Source organism: Ekhidna sp. (assembly GCF_965227465.1).
In the GTDB taxonomy this organism is placed as follows: Bacteria; Bacteroidota; Bacteroidia; order Cytophagales; family Cyclobacteriaceae; genus Ekhidna.
This window is the reverse complement of record NZ_OZ245746.1, coordinates 4,127,138-4,143,594: the sequence shown is the minus strand read 5'-3', so window position 1 is coordinate 4,143,594 and position 16,457 is coordinate 4,127,138. Positions and strand designations below refer to the sequence as shown.

Annotated in this window: 16 protein-coding genes and 2 tRNA genes; 14 read left to right on the top strand and 4 right to left on the bottom strand. The window is 42.4% G+C overall.

Going from position 1 to position 16,457, the window contains the following annotated elements:
* Positions 1–9 precede the first annotated feature (9 nt).
* From ACO05G_RS18265 to ACO05G_RS18205, 13 genes are all read left to right on the top strand, one after another.
* On the top strand, positions 10–282 hold the full coding sequence (locus ACO05G_RS18265; RefSeq protein WP_421764038.1) for a hypothetical protein: 273 nt from the start codon (positions 10–12) through the stop codon (positions 280–282).
* Positions 283–377: 95 nt separating this feature from the next.
* Positions 378–647 (top strand): hypothetical protein, encoded by a 270-nt coding sequence (locus tag ACO05G_RS18260; RefSeq protein ID WP_421764037.1) that lies wholly within the window; start codon positions 378–380, stop codon positions 645–647.
* Between the two features lie 271 nt (positions 648–918).
* On the top strand, positions 919–2,238 hold the full coding sequence (locus ACO05G_RS18255; RefSeq protein ID WP_421764036.1) for an aspartate aminotransferase family protein: 1,320 nt from the start codon (positions 919–921) through the stop codon (positions 2,236–2,238).
* Positions 2,235–3,179 (top strand): carbon-nitrogen hydrolase family protein, encoded by a 945-nt coding sequence (locus tag ACO05G_RS18250; RefSeq protein ID WP_421764035.1) that lies wholly within the window; start codon positions 2,235–2,237, stop codon positions 3,177–3,179. The genes ACO05G_RS18255 and ACO05G_RS18250 overlap by 4 nt, the downstream gene beginning before the upstream one ends.
* A gap of 10 nt (positions 3,180–3,189) precedes the next feature.
* Positions 3,190–3,591: a VOC family protein gene (locus tag ACO05G_RS18245; protein ID WP_348283360.1), complete on the top strand. Its 402-nt coding sequence runs from the start codon at positions 3,190–3,192 to the stop codon at positions 3,589–3,591.
* A gap of 5 nt (positions 3,592–3,596) precedes the next feature.
* The gene (locus ACO05G_RS18240; protein WP_421764034.1) at positions 3,597–6,341 is read left to right on the top strand and encodes an aminotransferase class I/II-fold pyridoxal phosphate-dependent enzyme; all 2,745 of its coding nucleotides are present in this window, start codon (positions 3,597–3,599) and stop codon (positions 6,339–6,341) included.
* Between the two features lie 24 nt (positions 6,342–6,365).
* Positions 6,366–7,952 (top strand): biotin carboxylase, encoded by a 1,587-nt coding sequence (locus tag ACO05G_RS18235; protein ID WP_421764033.1) that lies wholly within the window; start codon positions 6,366–6,368, stop codon positions 7,950–7,952.
* A gap of 64 nt (positions 7,953–8,016) precedes the next feature.
* Positions 8,017–8,220: a hypothetical protein gene (locus ACO05G_RS18230; RefSeq protein ID WP_421764032.1), complete on the top strand. Its 204-nt coding sequence runs from the start codon at positions 8,017–8,019 to the stop codon at positions 8,218–8,220.
* 4 nt (positions 8,221–8,224) lie between these two features.
* On the top strand, positions 8,225–9,580 hold the full coding sequence (locus ACO05G_RS18225; protein ID WP_421764031.1) for an NAD-dependent succinate-semialdehyde dehydrogenase: 1,356 nt from the start codon (positions 8,225–8,227) through the stop codon (positions 9,578–9,580).
* Positions 9,577–10,974: an APC family permease gene (locus ACO05G_RS18220; protein ID WP_421764030.1), complete on the top strand. Its 1,398-nt coding sequence runs from the start codon at positions 9,577–9,579 to the stop codon at positions 10,972–10,974. Before ACO05G_RS18225 ends, ACO05G_RS18220 begins: the two co-directional genes overlap by 4 nt.
* Positions 10,975–11,176: 202 nt before the next feature.
* A tRNA-Gly gene (locus ACO05G_RS18215) sits at positions 11,177–11,249 on the top strand.
* Between the two features lie 57 nt (positions 11,250–11,306).
* Positions 11,307–11,391: transfer RNA gene (locus ACO05G_RS18210), tRNA-Leu, on the top strand.
* A gap of 295 nt (positions 11,392–11,686) precedes the next feature.
* Positions 11,687–11,884, top strand: a complete 198-nt coding sequence (locus ACO05G_RS18205) for a hypothetical protein (RefSeq protein ID WP_421764029.1) — start codon at positions 11,687–11,689, stop codon at positions 11,882–11,884.
* On the opposite strand, the gene mutS is transcribed toward ACO05G_RS18205, so the two are convergent.
* Positions 11,881–14,502, bottom strand: coding sequence for a DNA mismatch repair protein MutS (mutS, locus tag ACO05G_RS18200; RefSeq protein WP_421764028.1), 2,622 nt, complete (start codon positions 14,500–14,502; stop codon positions 11,881–11,883). The genes ACO05G_RS18205 and mutS overlap by 4 nt on opposite strands.
* A gap of 178 nt (positions 14,503–14,680) precedes the next feature.
* Here mutS and ACO05G_RS18195 point away from each other — a divergent pair, with 178 nt between their 5' ends.
* Complete coding sequence (locus ACO05G_RS18195; RefSeq protein WP_421764027.1) at positions 14,681–15,220, top strand: RNA methyltransferase; 540 nt, start codon at positions 14,681–14,683, stop codon at positions 15,218–15,220.
* A 108-nt stretch (positions 15,221–15,328) separates the two neighbouring features.
* Here ACO05G_RS18195 and ACO05G_RS18190 read toward each other — a convergent pair whose 3' ends face one another.
* Genes ACO05G_RS18190 through ACO05G_RS18180 form a run of 3 tightly spaced genes read right to left on the bottom strand, consistent with a single transcriptional unit; the run spans position 15,329 to position 16,397 of the window.
* Positions 15,329–15,856, bottom strand: coding sequence for a ferritin (locus tag ACO05G_RS18190; RefSeq protein WP_421764026.1), 528 nt, complete (start codon positions 15,854–15,856; stop codon positions 15,329–15,331).
* 39 nt (positions 15,857–15,895) lie between these two features.
* Positions 15,896–16,231: a hypothetical protein gene (locus tag ACO05G_RS18185; protein ID WP_348283350.1), complete on the bottom strand. Its 336-nt coding sequence runs from the start codon at positions 16,229–16,231 to the stop codon at positions 15,896–15,898.
* A complete protein-coding gene (locus ACO05G_RS18180; protein WP_421764025.1) occupies positions 16,212–16,397 on the bottom strand; it encodes a hypothetical protein in 186 nt (61 codons plus the stop codon). The genes ACO05G_RS18185 and ACO05G_RS18180 overlap by 20 nt, the downstream gene beginning before the upstream one ends.
* Positions 16,398–16,457 lie beyond the last annotated feature (60 nt).

Sequence of the window (16,457 nt, the reverse complement as noted above, 5' to 3'; positions counted from 1 at the left end):
TGATAGATTATGTCGAGGAAAGACTTAAAATCAAAATTTAAACATCAGGAAAGAGAACTGAGAACAATTATTAACTCATGGGAACTAATACCGGGTAGTCCTTCTGATGAATTTGATTCGTTAAATCACAAGCTCTTAGGTTTCCTTCGTAAAAAGGTTGATAAAGAAAAAATCAACAAAATCATTCACTCTGATTTAATTACTTATTATGGACTTTCAATCAACCAAGAAATGGTTGATGAATTTACTAAGGAAGTCATTAAATGGTGGGATAATCAATAACAGGATAGTAGAATTTAGGACCATTATCAAATAAAGTCCACTAGTGAATATATGAAGGACAACCAAAATCAATGTATTAGCGTGTAATTATTTATATGGGAGCAGGATTAGGATTTGTAAGAGATGCGTTAAACAATGCCAAAAGGAACAGAAACAATCTCAAGAACAAACCGAATTTCAAACAGACTTACAAAGCCAAAACTCCAAACACGCAGCTAAATTATCGGAAATCATCACCAGAAGAACTTGCCCAATTCAAGGCTGAATTTATTCAAAAACAGAAGCTCAGAAGAAGGAAAGATATCCTGCTCTTCGGTACAATCATTTTAGGTTTAGTTACTCTTGTTTGGTATCTCTTTACATAATACCCAGATCTTACTCCCCCTTCAAAGTCACTCCTAAGAACTCTTGAGATAACCTATCAAACCCCTCCAAAACCCACAAATACCCCCTTTTTGGTTTTTTTTGACTATATTATAAGGATATCAATCCCAGTCTGAGTTTTACTCTTTGTTGTTGAATACGCAAGAAGGATATCCTTACTATCAGTTATCTGAGTTATCATATTCGCCTTACTCTCCAACTCAATGTGACTTTATACGATTACTCAGTCTAATTAGAATTAAACAAAAATTGATGTCTATAAACCTTACAAAGTCTCAGGCGCTGCTTGAAAGAAGAAAGAATGTCGTAGCAAATGGAGTTGGAGTGTTCAACACCGCCACCGTTAGTGAGGCGCATGGAGCCACCGTGATTGATGTGGATGGCAATGAGTTGATTGATTTTGCCGGTGGTATTGGTGTGGTGAATGCCGGACACTGTCCGGAACCAGTGGTAGCCGCCATACGCGAGCAGGCAGGCAAGTACCTCCACACCAGCTTCAATGTGGTAACCTATGAGCCCTACATCAAATTGTGTGAAGAGCTTGCTGAGATTTTGCCGCATGGCAAGAAGACTAAGGCGATGTTGGTAAGCACTGGAGCAGAAGCTGTGGAAAATGCGATCAAAATTGCGCGTCAGGCGACCAAACGTCAGGGCATACTGTGTTTCACAGATGCCTACCATGGTCGTACCATGATGGCTATGACACTTACCAGTAAGATTGACTACAAAATCGATTGTGGTCCATTTTCACCGGAGGTCTACCGTATTCCTTTTCCTAATTTCTATCGATATAGTGAAGGCAAGTCCATGGATGAGTTTGTGGAGTGGAAGCTTAAAAGTCTGAAGGCTAGCGAAAAGAATCTGGTAGATCCAAAAAGCCTGGCTGCTGTCATTATTGAGCCTATCCAGGGCGAAGGTGGATTTAACTCCGTACCTCAAAAATACATGGAGGGCCTTAGAGCTTTCTGCGATGAGCACGGCATCATGCTCATCATTGATGAAATACAAAGTGGTTTTGCCCGAACGGGCAACTGGGCCAGCTGGCAAAACTATGGCGTGACACCAGACATTAGCACGTATGCCAAATCTATGGGATCGGGACTCCCGATTGCTGCGGTACTAGGTAGAGCGGAAGTGATGGATGCAGCAGCACCCGGCACCATTGGAGGTACTTATATTGGTAGCCCAATAAGTTGTGTGGCAGCCTCAGCTACCATTCAATACATGAAGGACATCAACCTTAATAAACGTGGAACAGAAATCGGCAAAATCATCACGGATAGGCTTGATGCTTTAAAGAAAAAATGCACAGACATTGGAGATGTTAGGGGTCAGGGCGCGATGATCGCCATTGAGTTTGTGAAAAACAGTGATCCAAGACAGCCAAATGGGGAGCTGTGCGGTGCAATCGTCAAGGCCTGTGCTGCCAGAGGGTTAATCATACTTAGTGCCGGTACCTACAAAAACGTCATTCGAATCCTTTCTCCACTGGTTATTACCAATGAGCAACTAAATGCGGGGCTCGACATTTTAGAACAAGAAATATTAAACAATTCAAAAACAAATAAATGAAACCATTCTCTATTGCAGGTATACAAATGAAGGTGTCAGCCACCTATTCCAACGTGGAAATGATGAAGCTGAAACTGGATATTACCATGAATCTTTATCCATGGATAGACATGGTGGTTTTCAGTGAGCTGTGTGCATTCGGTCCACTCACTCATACCGCTCAGGAAGTACCTGGATTGTTTGAGCAGGAAATGCAAAAAATGGCAAAAAAGTATGGCATCTGGTTGGTGCCGGGCTCCATTTTTGAAAAGCGTGCAAATAAGATTTATAACACTGCTTCGGTAATCAACCCACAGGGAGAAGTAGTTACCCGATACAGCAAAATGTTTCCTTTCTACCCATACGAAGTGGGTGTGACTCCCGGTGATCAGTTTTGTGTCTTTGATGTGCCGGATGTTGGTCGTTTTGGCATTTCTATCTGCTACGATATGTGGTTCCCGGAGACGGTGAGAACACTGGCAGTAATGGGCGCAGAGGTTATTCTTCACCCAACCATGACAGGGACCATCGACCGAGACATTGAACTTTCGATTGCCAGAGCCATGGCAACCGTAAATCAGTGCTTTTTCTTTGATGTGAATGGCCTGGATACCGGCGGTAGCGGTTGCTCGATTGTGTGCGGACCAGACGGAAGAGTACTCTATCAGGCAGGAAGCACAGAAGAGATCATCCCAATTGAACTAGATATTGAGCGAGTAAAACGAAGCAGAGAACTGGGAGTGTTGAGATTGGGTCAGCCGCTGAAAAGTTTCAGAGATCATATCGGCGATTTTACCATCTATCAACCGGGAGCGAAACATCCATATTTAGAATCACTAGGACCGCTTATTAAGCCTACTAAGTTGAGCAAGCTCGCAGAGCTAAAAAAGAAAGAAAGTGACTTAAACCAAAGTGAGCCGGCGATCGGATACAAAGGGTTTAATACAAGTTTTAACACATAAACACAGATAAATGGGATCGACTTCATCTAAAAAATCAGATAAAAAATTAAGGCACTATGTTAATTGGTTCGAAATACCGGCATTGAACCTTCGACGAGCGGTCTCATTTTACAACCACATTTATGACATTGAAATGGAAACAACCGAGTCACCTGCTTATGCAATGGCCTTTTTTCCTGCTGACAATGGAATTGGGGGTGCTGTGGTGATGGGAGAAGGATGCGTGCCAAGTGAAGTGGGTCCCCTTGTTTATCTCAACGGAGGTAAGGATTTGAGTCCGGTACTCAACAGGGTGGAAGAAGCGGGAGGGCGTATCGTGATGCCCAAAACATTAATAGACGAAGACTCTGGATACTTTGCCCTATTTATCGATTCTGAAGGAAATCGTCTGGCATTACACTCTAAAAGCTAAGGTGAATGTCAACTCGTAAAAAACAAATAAGTGCACCGTATTACAGCATTGGTCAGTTAAGACTCAACCATTGGAATGCCTTAAAAAATGAGTGTGTAGAGCTGTCTCATTGCCGGAGGGGCTCTGCGAATGAAACCAGTCACAAAGAAAAAGTACAGGCTCTACTCAAGAACTTGAAAACAGTAGAGCAATACTTTGCTGTACCCGGCAAATTAGTGGTTGATAAATTGGCCAAATCCCTTGCAAGAAGGGAGCACGAAGCTTTAGCCAACTCAGTGGCACGACTTACCCGACAACTAGTGAGTGATGAGTACAGTGAAAACATATTCGCACCGATCGATGACGATAGTGAAGAAGCGATTACGGAAGAAAGTGGTGAGCAAATTGTTAGTAAAAGAAAGAATTACTTCGAGGTTCTTTTTCTGGAGGACTTGAGCACTTCGGATGAGGCGGCCTTGCACCTCAAAGTAAAAAGTCTACATGACCCACATGAAGAGTTTAACTACAGTGTAAATGTTCAACACTCTTTTCAGGACGCATTAATTGCACTTTTTTTTAATCACAACATTCAGGCTGTAGTTATCCGATACGCTCCACCTTATCGTTCTTCAAATATTTCTCCGTTAATTAAGCCTTACATTCAAAATGTATTGAAGATCGATTTGAATTCCATTCCGGAATCAGATTTAGGTCCGAGGTTGGGAGAGCTGATTAAGCAATTCAGACCTGAGCTAGACACCTATTATGTCACCGACACGGCATTGACTGATCTGAAGGATACAACCCTTCAACTATTCCGTCGGATTTACTACCGTAAAGAAGATTTACAGGAACTGCATCTGGCTATCATCCGAGGCATTAGGGAGCGGCATCAGACGCCCTTTTTTAGCGCCCTTAAAGAATACAGCCAAAAACCCACCGGAATCTTTCATGCCATGCCCATCTCACGTGGTAACTCCGTATTTAAGTCTCGTTGGATAAAAGATTTCGGAGACTTTTATGGCCGAAATATGTTCCTGGCTGAGACTTCTTCCACAACCGGAGGAATGGATTCGTTGCTCCAGCCGACAGGGCCTTTGAAAAAAGCTCAGGAAATGGCTGCTAAAGCCTACCGGGCTCAAAAAACATATTTTGTAACTAACGGAACATCTACTGCAAATAAGATAGTGGTTCAGGCTCTGGTAGAGCCAGGAGATCTGGTCATGATTGATCGAGATTGTCATAAATCTCACCATTATGGACTGGTGCTATCCGGCGCATATCCGGTGTATCTGGATTCGTATCCCATTGAAAAATACTCGATGTACGGAGCAGTTCCTTTGGAACAAATCCTGAGTAAACTGCTACAATTAAAGGCGGCAGGTAGGCTGGACAAAGTGAAAATGTTGTTGCTTACCAACTGCACCTTTGATGGACTGGTCTACAATGTTCAGCGAGTGATGGAACGGGTTTTGGCCATTAAGCCTGACATGGTATTTCTTTGGGATGAAGCCTGGTTTGCATTTGCAAGCTTCACCTACACATACAAGCAACGAACAGGTATGTTCTCTGCAGAGAAACTGTGTAGAAAATACCAAGGCCCTGCCTACCGAAGGCAATATCAAGAGCATATCAAAGCACTTAAACAAGGTGAAGAACCAAAACTTCCGAACCCTGACAAGGTGCGGATAAGAGTTTATGCGACCCAAAGCACTCATAAAACACTGAGTAGTTTTCGCCAAGGATCGATGATCCACATATGGGATCAGGATTTTCGTAAAAAATCTGAAAGTACCTTCCTGGAAGCCTACATGACGCACACGTCTACCTCTCCGAACTATCAAATGTTAGCTTCTTTGGATGTAGGTAGAAGACAAGCTCAGTTTGAAGGATATGAAATGGTGGAGAAGAGTGTGGAGCTGGCGATGGTTTTGAGAGCCAAAGTGATCGACAATCCCCAACTCAGTAAATATTTTGATGTGTTGACGTTGAAGGACTTCATTCCTGATCAATATCGTGAAAGCGGGCTGGCTGAATACTATGATTCAGCCACCGGATGGAACCGAATGGAAGAAGCCTGGGAGCAAGATGAATTTATGTTGGACCCTACTAAAATCACGCTATTTATTGGACGTACAGGAGTTGATGGAGATACGTTCAAAAACAAGTATCTGATGGATCAATACAACATTCAGATCAATAAGACCTCCCGAAACACGGTGCTCTTCATGACTAATATTGGCACCACCAGAGGTAGTGTGGCATACTTGACAAAAGTGCTTCTAAAAATTTCGAAGCAACTTGACGATGAATACAATTCGCTAAACAAACGTGAAAGTGAGATTGCCAGATTGCGAATCAAATCGATGACGGAAGATTTACCACCCCTGCCTGATTTCAGCCGATTCAATGCATCCTTTTTGGCTGTTCCGGGAGTACCTGGCGGTAATCTGAGAGCAGCATACTTTCTTTCTTACAATGAAGAAAACTGTGAATACATCCCTATTCGATCTTGCATGGAAGCCATTCAAAATGGAAGAGAGCTGGTCGCCTCATCTTTCGTGATACCTTATCCACCCGGCTTTCCGGTACTGGTACCGGGACAGGTTGTGAGTGAGGAAATTATCAGATTCATGCTAGCACTGGATGTGAAAGAAATTCATGGATATCGAGCTGATCTGGGTCTTCGGATATTCAGAGAAAGCGTATTGAACCGTCAAAAAACGGCCACCGCGATGGGCGGAATGGCTATGTCAAAAAAGAAAAAATAGAATAAGAACCCTAACAATAAAAAAATGAGTGATAATACCAAAAAAACAAAACCTGCTAAAAAAGCTCCTGCCAAGAAAAAGCCAGCAGCCAAAAAAGCAGTGGCCGCTAAAAAAGCAGGTGCAGTAAAAGTAACTTCCAAGAAGGCTGCAACAGCAAAACCAATCCTTAATGGCGTGCCTGACATCCGACGATTTTTCTACAAGAATGAGACTCCTATTTATTTCATGAGTGCAACCAATTTCAACCTATTGGGTGCTGATGAGTGGATCAAGGGATTTAAATTCATTTGTAACATTGAGTGTTTTGGTGGCCTGCATCCCAATGTGTTCTCACCGAAAAATGAAATGCCTCATGATGAATTTGAGAGTATTGAAGACATTAATAACTACCTGCTTCAGCACCCTGAAGTTCAGTCGTATATCCAATCCAGAAAAAAAGGTGGTAAAGCTGGCAAAGTGCTTTTTTTAATGTTCAATGAGAAAACGGAAAAGCTTGCTAAAAAACTTGGCCTGGAGGTTATTTTCCCGTCAGCCAAGATGCGAACATTCATGGACAATAAAGTGAATACAAATCGCATTGCAGAAAAGGCTAGTGTTCCGTGTGTGCCGAATGTATTGACAAGGGTAAAAAGCTACAAACATCTGTGTGAAGTTTCAAAAAAATTAGGGAAAGACCTGGTAATACAGACACCATTTGGAGATTCCGGTCACACTACTTTTTTCATTTCTAATGAAGAAGAGTATAAGAAATACGCAGAAGAGATTGAGCAGGAAGATGAAGTGAAAGTGATGAAACGCATCAATTGTCGAGGTTCAGCAATAGAAGCATGTGTAACCAGGCATGGCACCATTGTGGCGCCACTAATGACCGAATTGGTTGGATTCAAAGAACTCACTCCCTATAAAGGAGGATGGTGTGGAAATGAGATTTTCCCAGACGCATTTAACCCTGAAATCAGGCAAAAGGCGTTAAAATTTACCCAACAGTTTGGAGATCAACTAAGGAAAGAGGGGTACAAAGGATACTTCGAATTGGACTTTTTGATTGATCAGGATAATGGAGAAATGTATCTTGGGGAACTTAATCCACGAGTAACCGGAGCAAGCTCCATTACCAATCATGCTGTGTTTGCATTGGCAGATGCACCACTTTATCTATTTCATATTTTGGAATACATGGATGTGGACTATGAGCTTGATGTAAAAGAAATAAATGCTCGCTGGGCAAAACAGGAAAATATCGATACCTGGAGCCAACTGATTGTTAAGCATACGGAAGACACTATTGAGTATGTGACTGCAGCTCCCGGTTCAGGAATCTGGCGCATGTTTGATAATGGCCATATTCAGTTTGACAGAATGGACACTCACAGAAGAGCAGTGGAAAGTGAAAATGAAGCTTTCTTCCTGCGTATCACGCAAAAAGGAGACTACCTGTATGATGGTGCTGACCTGGGCATTCTGGTATCCAGAGGAAGAATGATGACCAAAGACTTTAAGTTGACCGCTCGGGCGAAAAACTGGATCACGGCTATTCGTTCTCAATACGCTTCTCAATTGATTGAGGATAAAAGAGAGCAACCTGCCTTAATCGGAAGTTTGACTAAATAATTATTATATCGGCCTAACATGAATTACAAATATCAAGTTGAGCTCCACGAAATGAAGGAGATGCATGAACTGCCAGATGCATGGACTAATCGCATCCAATAAGTTTGAAGAATCAGCGCATATTATCTGGAAAATGCAAGAAGAAGGGTTCAATCCGGAAGATCGGTCCAATAAGATCACTGTTTATACTTCATGGAATTGGGTAGATGAATTGAAAGGGATTAAAAATTATGAATCTACCGCATTTTCTGACGGACAATTAAATTAACAAAATGGAATTTACGAGCATCAATCCCTACAATGGGGAGCAAGTAGGAAAATACACCTCGCACACGAAAGAACAGACGCAAACTATGCTGGAAAAGGTTCAAAAAGCTTTTGAAAGCTGGAGGCATGTACCCATAGCAGAACGAGCCAGGCTCATGTCCAAAGCAGGTCAGGTTCTTCGTGACAATGTGGAAGAATATGCTAAAATGATCACACTGGAAATGGGAAAGCCTATCTCTGAATCCAGAGCCGAAGTGAACAAGTGTGCGTGGGTATGTGATTACTATGCTGAAAATACAGCTGACTTTCTTGCGGATGAGATCATCAAAACTGACGCTCAGAAGAGTTTTGTGAAACACGAACCGATTGGATGTGTGCTGGCTATCATGCCATGGAACTTTCCATTTTGGCAGGTTTTTCGTTTTGCCGCTCCGACATTAATGGCTGGGAATACTGGTATGTTGAAGCATGCCCCAAATGTGTTTGGATGTGCCGAGCAGATAGCAGGCGTTTTTCAAAAGGCTGGTTTTCCTGAAGGTGTTTTTCAAAATCTGATTGTTCATCACGACCAAACAGAAAGCATCATAGCTCATAATGCAATTAAAGCGGTGACGCTCACCGGTAGCGAACGAGCTGGCTCTTCCGTTGCAGCGCTTGCCGGAAAATACCTCAAGAAATCCTTAATGGAGTTGGGTGGAAACAATGCCTTCATTGTGTGGGAAGATGCTGATATTGACAAGGCAGTAAAAACAGCCATCACCGCACGAATGATGAATTGTGGTCAAAGCTGTATCGCAGCAAAACGCTTCATTTTGGTAGGTAATGTGTATGATAAATTCGTTTCGAAATTTACCGAAGAGGTGAAAAAGTTGAATGCAGGCGACACCATGAACGAGGAAACGAAAATTGGTACCCTGGCCAGGAAAGATCTGGCAGATCAACTTCAGGTGCAGGTGAAAAAATCTATTGAAGCAGGAGCTGAGTTACTATTTGGGGGAAACAAGAAGGAATGCTTTCATGAGCCCACTATCTTGGGAAACGTAACACCAGGAATGCCTGCCTTTGATGAAGAAACTTTCGGCCCATTAGCGGCTATGATCAAGGCGAAGGACATAGAAGAAGCTTTTGCCCTTTCGGAACAATCAAAATATGGTCTGGGCGTAACTGTCTGTACAACCAATATTGAAAAAGCTTTGGCCATGTCAGACCAGGTAAGTGATGGAGCTTACTTCATCAATGAGCTGGTAAAATCAGATCCACGTCTTCCGTTTGGTGGTACTAAGCGATCCGGCTATGGTCGGGAACTAGCCAAAGACGGCATGATGGAGTTTATGAATCGGAAAACGATTTATGTAAAATGAACTCCAATTTCAATCGGGTCTTAGGTAAATGGGACATTTTCACCCTTTCCTTTGGTGCGATGATCGGTTGGGGCTGGGTTGTTCTTACCAGCGAATGGATTCTCACTGCGGGAGTAGTAGGAGCCATATCTGCCTTCTTCATAGGTGGGCTGCTAGTTGCTCTCGTAGGTCTCACCTATTCGGAGCTCACCTCTGCAATGCCTAAGGTAGGTGGTGAACATGTTTTTAGTTTTCGTGGGCTTGGTCTCAATGCCTCTTTTTTTTGTACATGGTTTATCATTCTTGGTTACGTATCTGTATGCGCATTTGAGGCTGTAGCTCTACCTGTAGTGCTGGGCAACATAACAGACCTTTCCCAAGGCGATCCGCTTTGGTCTATCCAGAACAAACCTATTTATCCAAACTGGATAGTTATTGGTGTTGTGGGTTCTGTGCTCATTGGGGTGATCAATTTTTATGGGGTAAAGTCAGCAGCATTTATTCAAACGGTTTTCACATTTTTTATCCTTATAGCGGGTCTTATGTTGATCTTCGGCAGTTTGTTTTCACCAAACGTGCCTGCTACATCCAGTGAAGTATGGAATCTGGATAAAATATCAACCGGTTTATTGACCGTACTCGTCATGACACCTTTTATGTTTGTTGGTTTTGATGTCATCCCACAGGCCGCAGAAGAAATCAATTTACCATTTAAGCAAATAGGCAAGATCCTTATACTTTCTGTTCTACTCGCTGTTGCCTGGTACTCTGCTATTATCTACAGTGTGGGGACGACACTGACTTCAGGCGAATTAGCGGGAAACACACTAGCTCCTGCTGTGGCCATGCAAAAAATCTATGCTGGCGAATGGGCCAAAAAATTATTAATTCTGGCAGGTTTGGCAGGTATAATTACCAGTTGGAACAGCTTCTTTGTAGGCGCCACACGTGCCATATATGCGATGGGGCACTCTGGAATGCTCCCAAAAGCATTTGCTAGCTTGCATCCAAAATTCAAATCTCCTGTAACTGCGATCGTATTCGTTACATGTACTTCCATAATTGCCACCCTTTTTGGGAAAGAAACCATGGGATGGTTAGTGAATGCCGGCGGTTTGGGGATTGTTATCTCCTGGAGTCTGGTAGCTCTTTCTTTTTATCAACTTAGAAAGAATGAACCAAATATGACTCGGCCCTTTAAGGTAATTCTTGGAAAGTGGGTTGGAGCGTTCGCCATTCTATCCAGTATAGTTCTTATTTATTTATATCTACCCGGCAATGCTTCGGCACTGAATGCAATCGAATGGTCTATTGTGGGAGGTTGGCTTTTTATTGGTTTGCTATTCTTTATTCTGGCTAATCGCATGTATGGAAGGGAGAGAATGAGAGATAAAATGAATAGGCACTTGGAGTGAGAATGTTGCCTAATTATTGAATTCGAATGCAAGAGGGACTGACTTAAAGCGTGTAATTAAAATCGAGATACTTTAATCACATAGATAGCAATATGCTATTAGAAATCAATAATTTCAGCTTATTTAAAAGACATCAACTTTCTTATTGTAATTTTAAATGGTTCATATAAATTTGCAGTCCTTTTCAAAGGAAGAAGGATAAGCGAGAGTAGCTCAGCTGGTAGAGCACAACCTTGCCAAGGTTGGGGTCGCGGGTTCGAATCCCGTCTCCCGCTCAAGGACACAAAATGTCATGCCGCACTCGATGCGGCATCTTTTTTTGTGGACACCACGCCTCGGTGGTGGAATTGGTAGACACGCAGGACTTAAAATCCTGTGGGCATTGCGCCCGTGCGGGTTCAAGTCCCGCCCGAGGTACTTTAAAAGCCTGATGATCTGTGATTGTCAGGCTTTTTATTTTCCTGACAGGATGATTATCTCTTTTGAGGATTCTTACCCTCAATAACTATCTAGATTATACATTCAATTATTACCCAAATCCAAATCATTTCGATCAATCAGAGCATCCAAATCGATGAATCACACCATTTCTTCGGAAAGCTAAATCATGCGAAAATCAGCTAGTGATTTTACGTAGTTGAATATTGATATTTACACAGGAAGTAGGCGTCTTTCAATTCCTCATCTTTGTATTGTTCATAAGGAAAGAAAAATGTCAACCCCACAAAAAAGAAAGATCATGTTTAGAGAAGAAGTAGAAATGACCCTTGAATGCGCTGTGAAAATGCGAAAACATTTGGTACGAATTCTTGAAAACAGAACCGACTCTAAACTTGAAGCTCAGCTTAGGTATGTAAACAGCCTGATCATGGAAGCTGACTCCATGCAAATGCTTGCAGCTGTAGCTTAATTGCCCTTTAGGACATCTTTAAGCTCGTTCAACTTCAAGAGCGCCTCCACCGGGGAGGTCGTATTTACATCTATACTTCTGAGGATATCCAGCATGCGCTCCATGCGGGGATCAGCCTCAAATAAATTCATTTGGAACTGTCTGTCCCGATAACTATCTGGAGGCAGTTCTTCTAATTTCTGACGGTCCGAATCCGTTAACTTTTCCTTTTCGAGGTGCTTTAAAATCTCATTTGCCCGAATGACAATCTCATTAGGCATGCCGGCCATCTGAGCCACATGGATCCCAAAGCTGTGCTCGCTTCCTCCTTCTACCAGCTTTCGCATAAAAATTACCTTATTCTCCAACTCCTTTACCGAAACGTTGAAGTTCTTCACTCTCACTAAATCTTTTGCAAGCTCATTGAGCTCATGATAGTGTGTAGCAAACAAGGTCTTCGCTTTCGCTTTGGGATGATTGTGAAGATGTTCTACAATGGACCAGGCAATGGATATTCCATCATACGTACTCGTTCCTCTACCAATCTCGTCCATCAATACCAGCGACCGATCACTTAGGTTATTCAAAATACTGGCTGTCTCCGTCATCTCCACCATGAAGGTAGACTCGCCTCGTGATAGGTTGTCAGATGCTCCCACACGGGTAAAGACTTTGTCCACCAACCCGATCTTTGCATAGCCCGCCGGGACAAATGAACCCATCTGTGCCATCAAGGTAATTAAAGCAGTCTGCCTCAACAATGCGGACTTCCCTGCCATGTTTGGCCCGGTGATGATCATCACTTGCTGTGACTCATTGTCCAGATAGAGATCATTGGAAATATATTCTTCTCCCTGGGTAAGATTTCTTTCGATAACCGGATGACGACCTGCCTTAATGTCGATGATTTTTTCTTCAGAGATATTTGGTCTACAGTAATTGTAAGACTGAGCCTGTTCAGCAAAGCAAGACAAACAATCCAGCTGTGCGATCACCTTTGCATTTTGCTGAATGGCATCTATATACGTGTGTGCAAATGCCACAACCTCCCCGTATAGCTTTTGCTCTAAAACAGAAATTTGAGATTCAGCATTGAGGATCTTTTCTTCGTATTGTTTGAGCTCTTCGGTAATGTATCGTTCGGCATTTACCAGTGTCTGCTTTCGTATCCACTCCTCAGGCACTTTGTCTTTATGGGCATTTGAAACCTCCAGGTAATAGCCAAATACTTTGTTATAAGCAATCTTCAATGAACTGATCCCGGTCCGTTCGATTTCTCTATCTCTAATGCCGGAAAGAAAATCTTTCCCTGATGTAGAAATTGCTCTTAGTTCATCCAGGTCAGCATTGACACCCGTTTCAATAACACCTCCTTGGTGAAGCTGTAGGGGTGCGTCTTCTTTTAGTTCCTGTGAGAGTTTTTCAATTAGTTTATCACATGGATTTAATAAATCATGGAAAGCATTGAATGACTTTTGGTCTTTCAGCATTTCCTGTACCGGCTGAACCTGGGAAAGGCTCTTTTTTAGCTGAAGCAGCTCACGCGGATTCACCCGACTGGTAGCCACCTTCCCAACCAATCGCTCCAGATCTCCAATTTTCTCCAGATGCTCGCGAAGTGTGGATTGCAGTTCATCTTCATTGGTTAGGGTTTCAACAACATCTAGTCGCTGGTCTATTTCCGGCTTGCTTTTGAGTGGAAGAACCATCCATTTTCGAAGCAATCGCCCTCCCATCGGGGTAAGTGTTTGGTTGATTGTATCAATGAGCGATATTCCATCCGGCTGTGCGGATTGGATCAATTCCAAATTACGGATGGTGAAACGATCCAGCCAAACGTACCTATTCTCGTCAATACGAGCAATTGATTTAATGTGGTTGGTTTCTTTATGCTCTGTTTCATCCAGGTAATAAAGAATAGCTCCTGCAGCTAAGATGCCCTCTGTCAGTTCCTCAATTCCGTACCCCTTGAGATTGGGCACGTTGAAATGAGTGGTCAGCTTTTCATACCCATAATCCTTACTGAAGATCCAATCCTCGAGTGCAAAAGAAGAGAAATGTTCGCCGTATTTTGTTCCATACCAATCTCGGTTTGGTTTTGGATATATAATCTCGGAAGGTTGAAAACCTCGAATCAATTTATCCACATAGTCTTCTGTGCCAGCTGACACCATAAACTCACCCGTAGACAAATCAAGGAAAGCAACCCCACACTTTTCTTTGTGAGGATATACTGAGGCGAGGAAGTTATTCTTCCGCTGCTCCAGGACATTATCATTGAGTGAAAGTCCGGGGGTCACCAGTTCGGTGACTCCACGCTTTACGATTCCTTTTACTGACTTGGGATCTTCCAGCTGATCGCAGATGGCCACCCGATAGCCTGCCCGAACCAGCTTTGGCAAATACGTATCCATCGCATGGTGTGGAAACCCTGCCAATTCCATCTCTTTCTGGGAGCCGTTGGCACGTTTTGTCAGGACAATATCCAGTGTCTTACTGGCCTTTACCGCATCTTCACCAAAGGTCTCATAAAAGTCTCCCACCCTAAACAAAAGCAATGCACCCGGGTACTTGCTTTTGATCGCATTGTACTGCTTCATGAGTGGAGTTTCTTTTGCTTTGGTCTTGGTGCCTGCCATGCAGATGAATCGGTTTAATTTTGGGGTTTAGTTTGCAATATTAATGGTTAAGAACGACTAATGTTGACTTTGAAAATGAGTCCATTTATCAATATGTCATCCTGAGGTACGAAGGATCTCACTAACAATTAAAAAAGATTCTTCACTGCGTTCAGAATGACAATACTAATAATTTAGAATGCGGAAAATTAAGAATGAAGAGCTGAACAGGCTTTCACCGGAAGAATTTAAAAATGCTGAGAAAATACCGGTTGTTTTGGTGCTGGATGATGTGAGAAGTGCCATGAATGTGGGTTCAGCTTTCCGTACCTCTGATGCGTTTTGTTTAGAGAAGATTTATCTGTGTGGCATCACTGCTCAACCTCCACATAGAGAAATCAATAAAACAGCTCTGGGTGCGCAAGACTCTGTTGAGTGGGTGCATAAAGAAACAATTTACGAGTGCATTGATGAGCTAAAAAAAGATAACTATGAGATTGTCGCGGTGGAGCAAGCAGATGAAAGCACCTCCTTGTTGGACTTTCAGATTCAGGCAGAAGCTAAGTATGCCTTTGTGTTTGGAAATGAAGTTTTCGGTGTGAATGATAAAGTAGTGGAGACTGCTGATACGGTATTGGAAATCCCTCAATACGGCACCAAACACTCGCTGAATATCTCGGTAAGTATAGGGGTAGTATTATGGGATTTTGTGAGTAAACAAAAAAAGCTTCCTCAATAGGAAGCTTTGGTTTTTTTGTCATTTCGCCAACGGGAGAAATCTTTATTTTTTTCCTACCCCATAAGGCTAAAGATTCATCATTCTGTTCGGAATGACATATTAGGCGAATTATCCTGCTTCGTATTCGATTCCAAGAATTCGCTCTTCGAACATTCCAAGTGCGATTTTATCTTCGCCCAATACATCAAATAGCTCCAGCGCTCTCCTCGCAATGTATTCTTCTTCGATTTGCTCCTGAACAAACCAACGCATGAATTCTTCTGTCGCAATGTCATTGTACTTTCTGCACTCTCCTACAATCTCATGAATGGAATCTGAGACGGCAATTTCATGTTCCAGTGCTTTTTCAAAAACTTCTCTTAATGATCCAAAGTCGTGCTGGCTCTCACCTACGGTAGGAGATACTGCATCACACTCCATGTCACACAAGTAGTGAAAAAGCTTCAATTGATGTTTTCGTTCTTCATCAGATTGTTGGAAGAAAAATTCAGCACTATTGTCGTACCCTCGCACGTCACACCATGCCGCCATAGCAAGGTAAGATGCGGAAGAATGGGCTTCCATTTTTATTTGACGGTTAATGACATCAACAATCTCATCCTTAAGTACGTGATGTCTTCTTAAAATATCTTTCATATCTAGTTCTGTTCTTAATTGGCTTGTAAAATCAACCAGTCAAAAGTTGAAAACGTTCTTTCGTAAAATCTTCTGAATGGCACTGTTAAGTGCTAAGGTATCGAACGTTCCGTTTAGAAGCTCTCTAAATTCCAGTATCTCCTTTAAGCTGAGGAGCAAGAAACGATCGCAATGAGGCAAGTGTACAAGCTCCACATCAGGAGCCGAGCTTTCCAAAAGCTCCATGATATCGAATGCCATGATTTTCTTTCGAAAAGTAAATAAGTCGCACAGCTTAAACTGTATCTCCTCCTGATCAAACGTCAAAAGAAAGCTATCTGAAAGCTCACATTGTGCGATTGAAGCACTTTTCGTTCTATAAATCTCTTCCTGCATTTTGGCACATTGCGTGTAATGTTGGACATGACTTGCAGTATTTCCCCTTTTTCTTCATGTACTTAAAGCAGCATTCATCTTTTAATTTCTTACCCTTCTTTTTCTTTTTTTGAAGGTGCTCCTCATAAAGCTTAGAAACCGGAAGTTGCACAGTGACTCTACTCATCAATTCTCCTTATTTAGATAGATTCTAAATAGACTGCAAACCTAGTGCCGAAAGCTCATT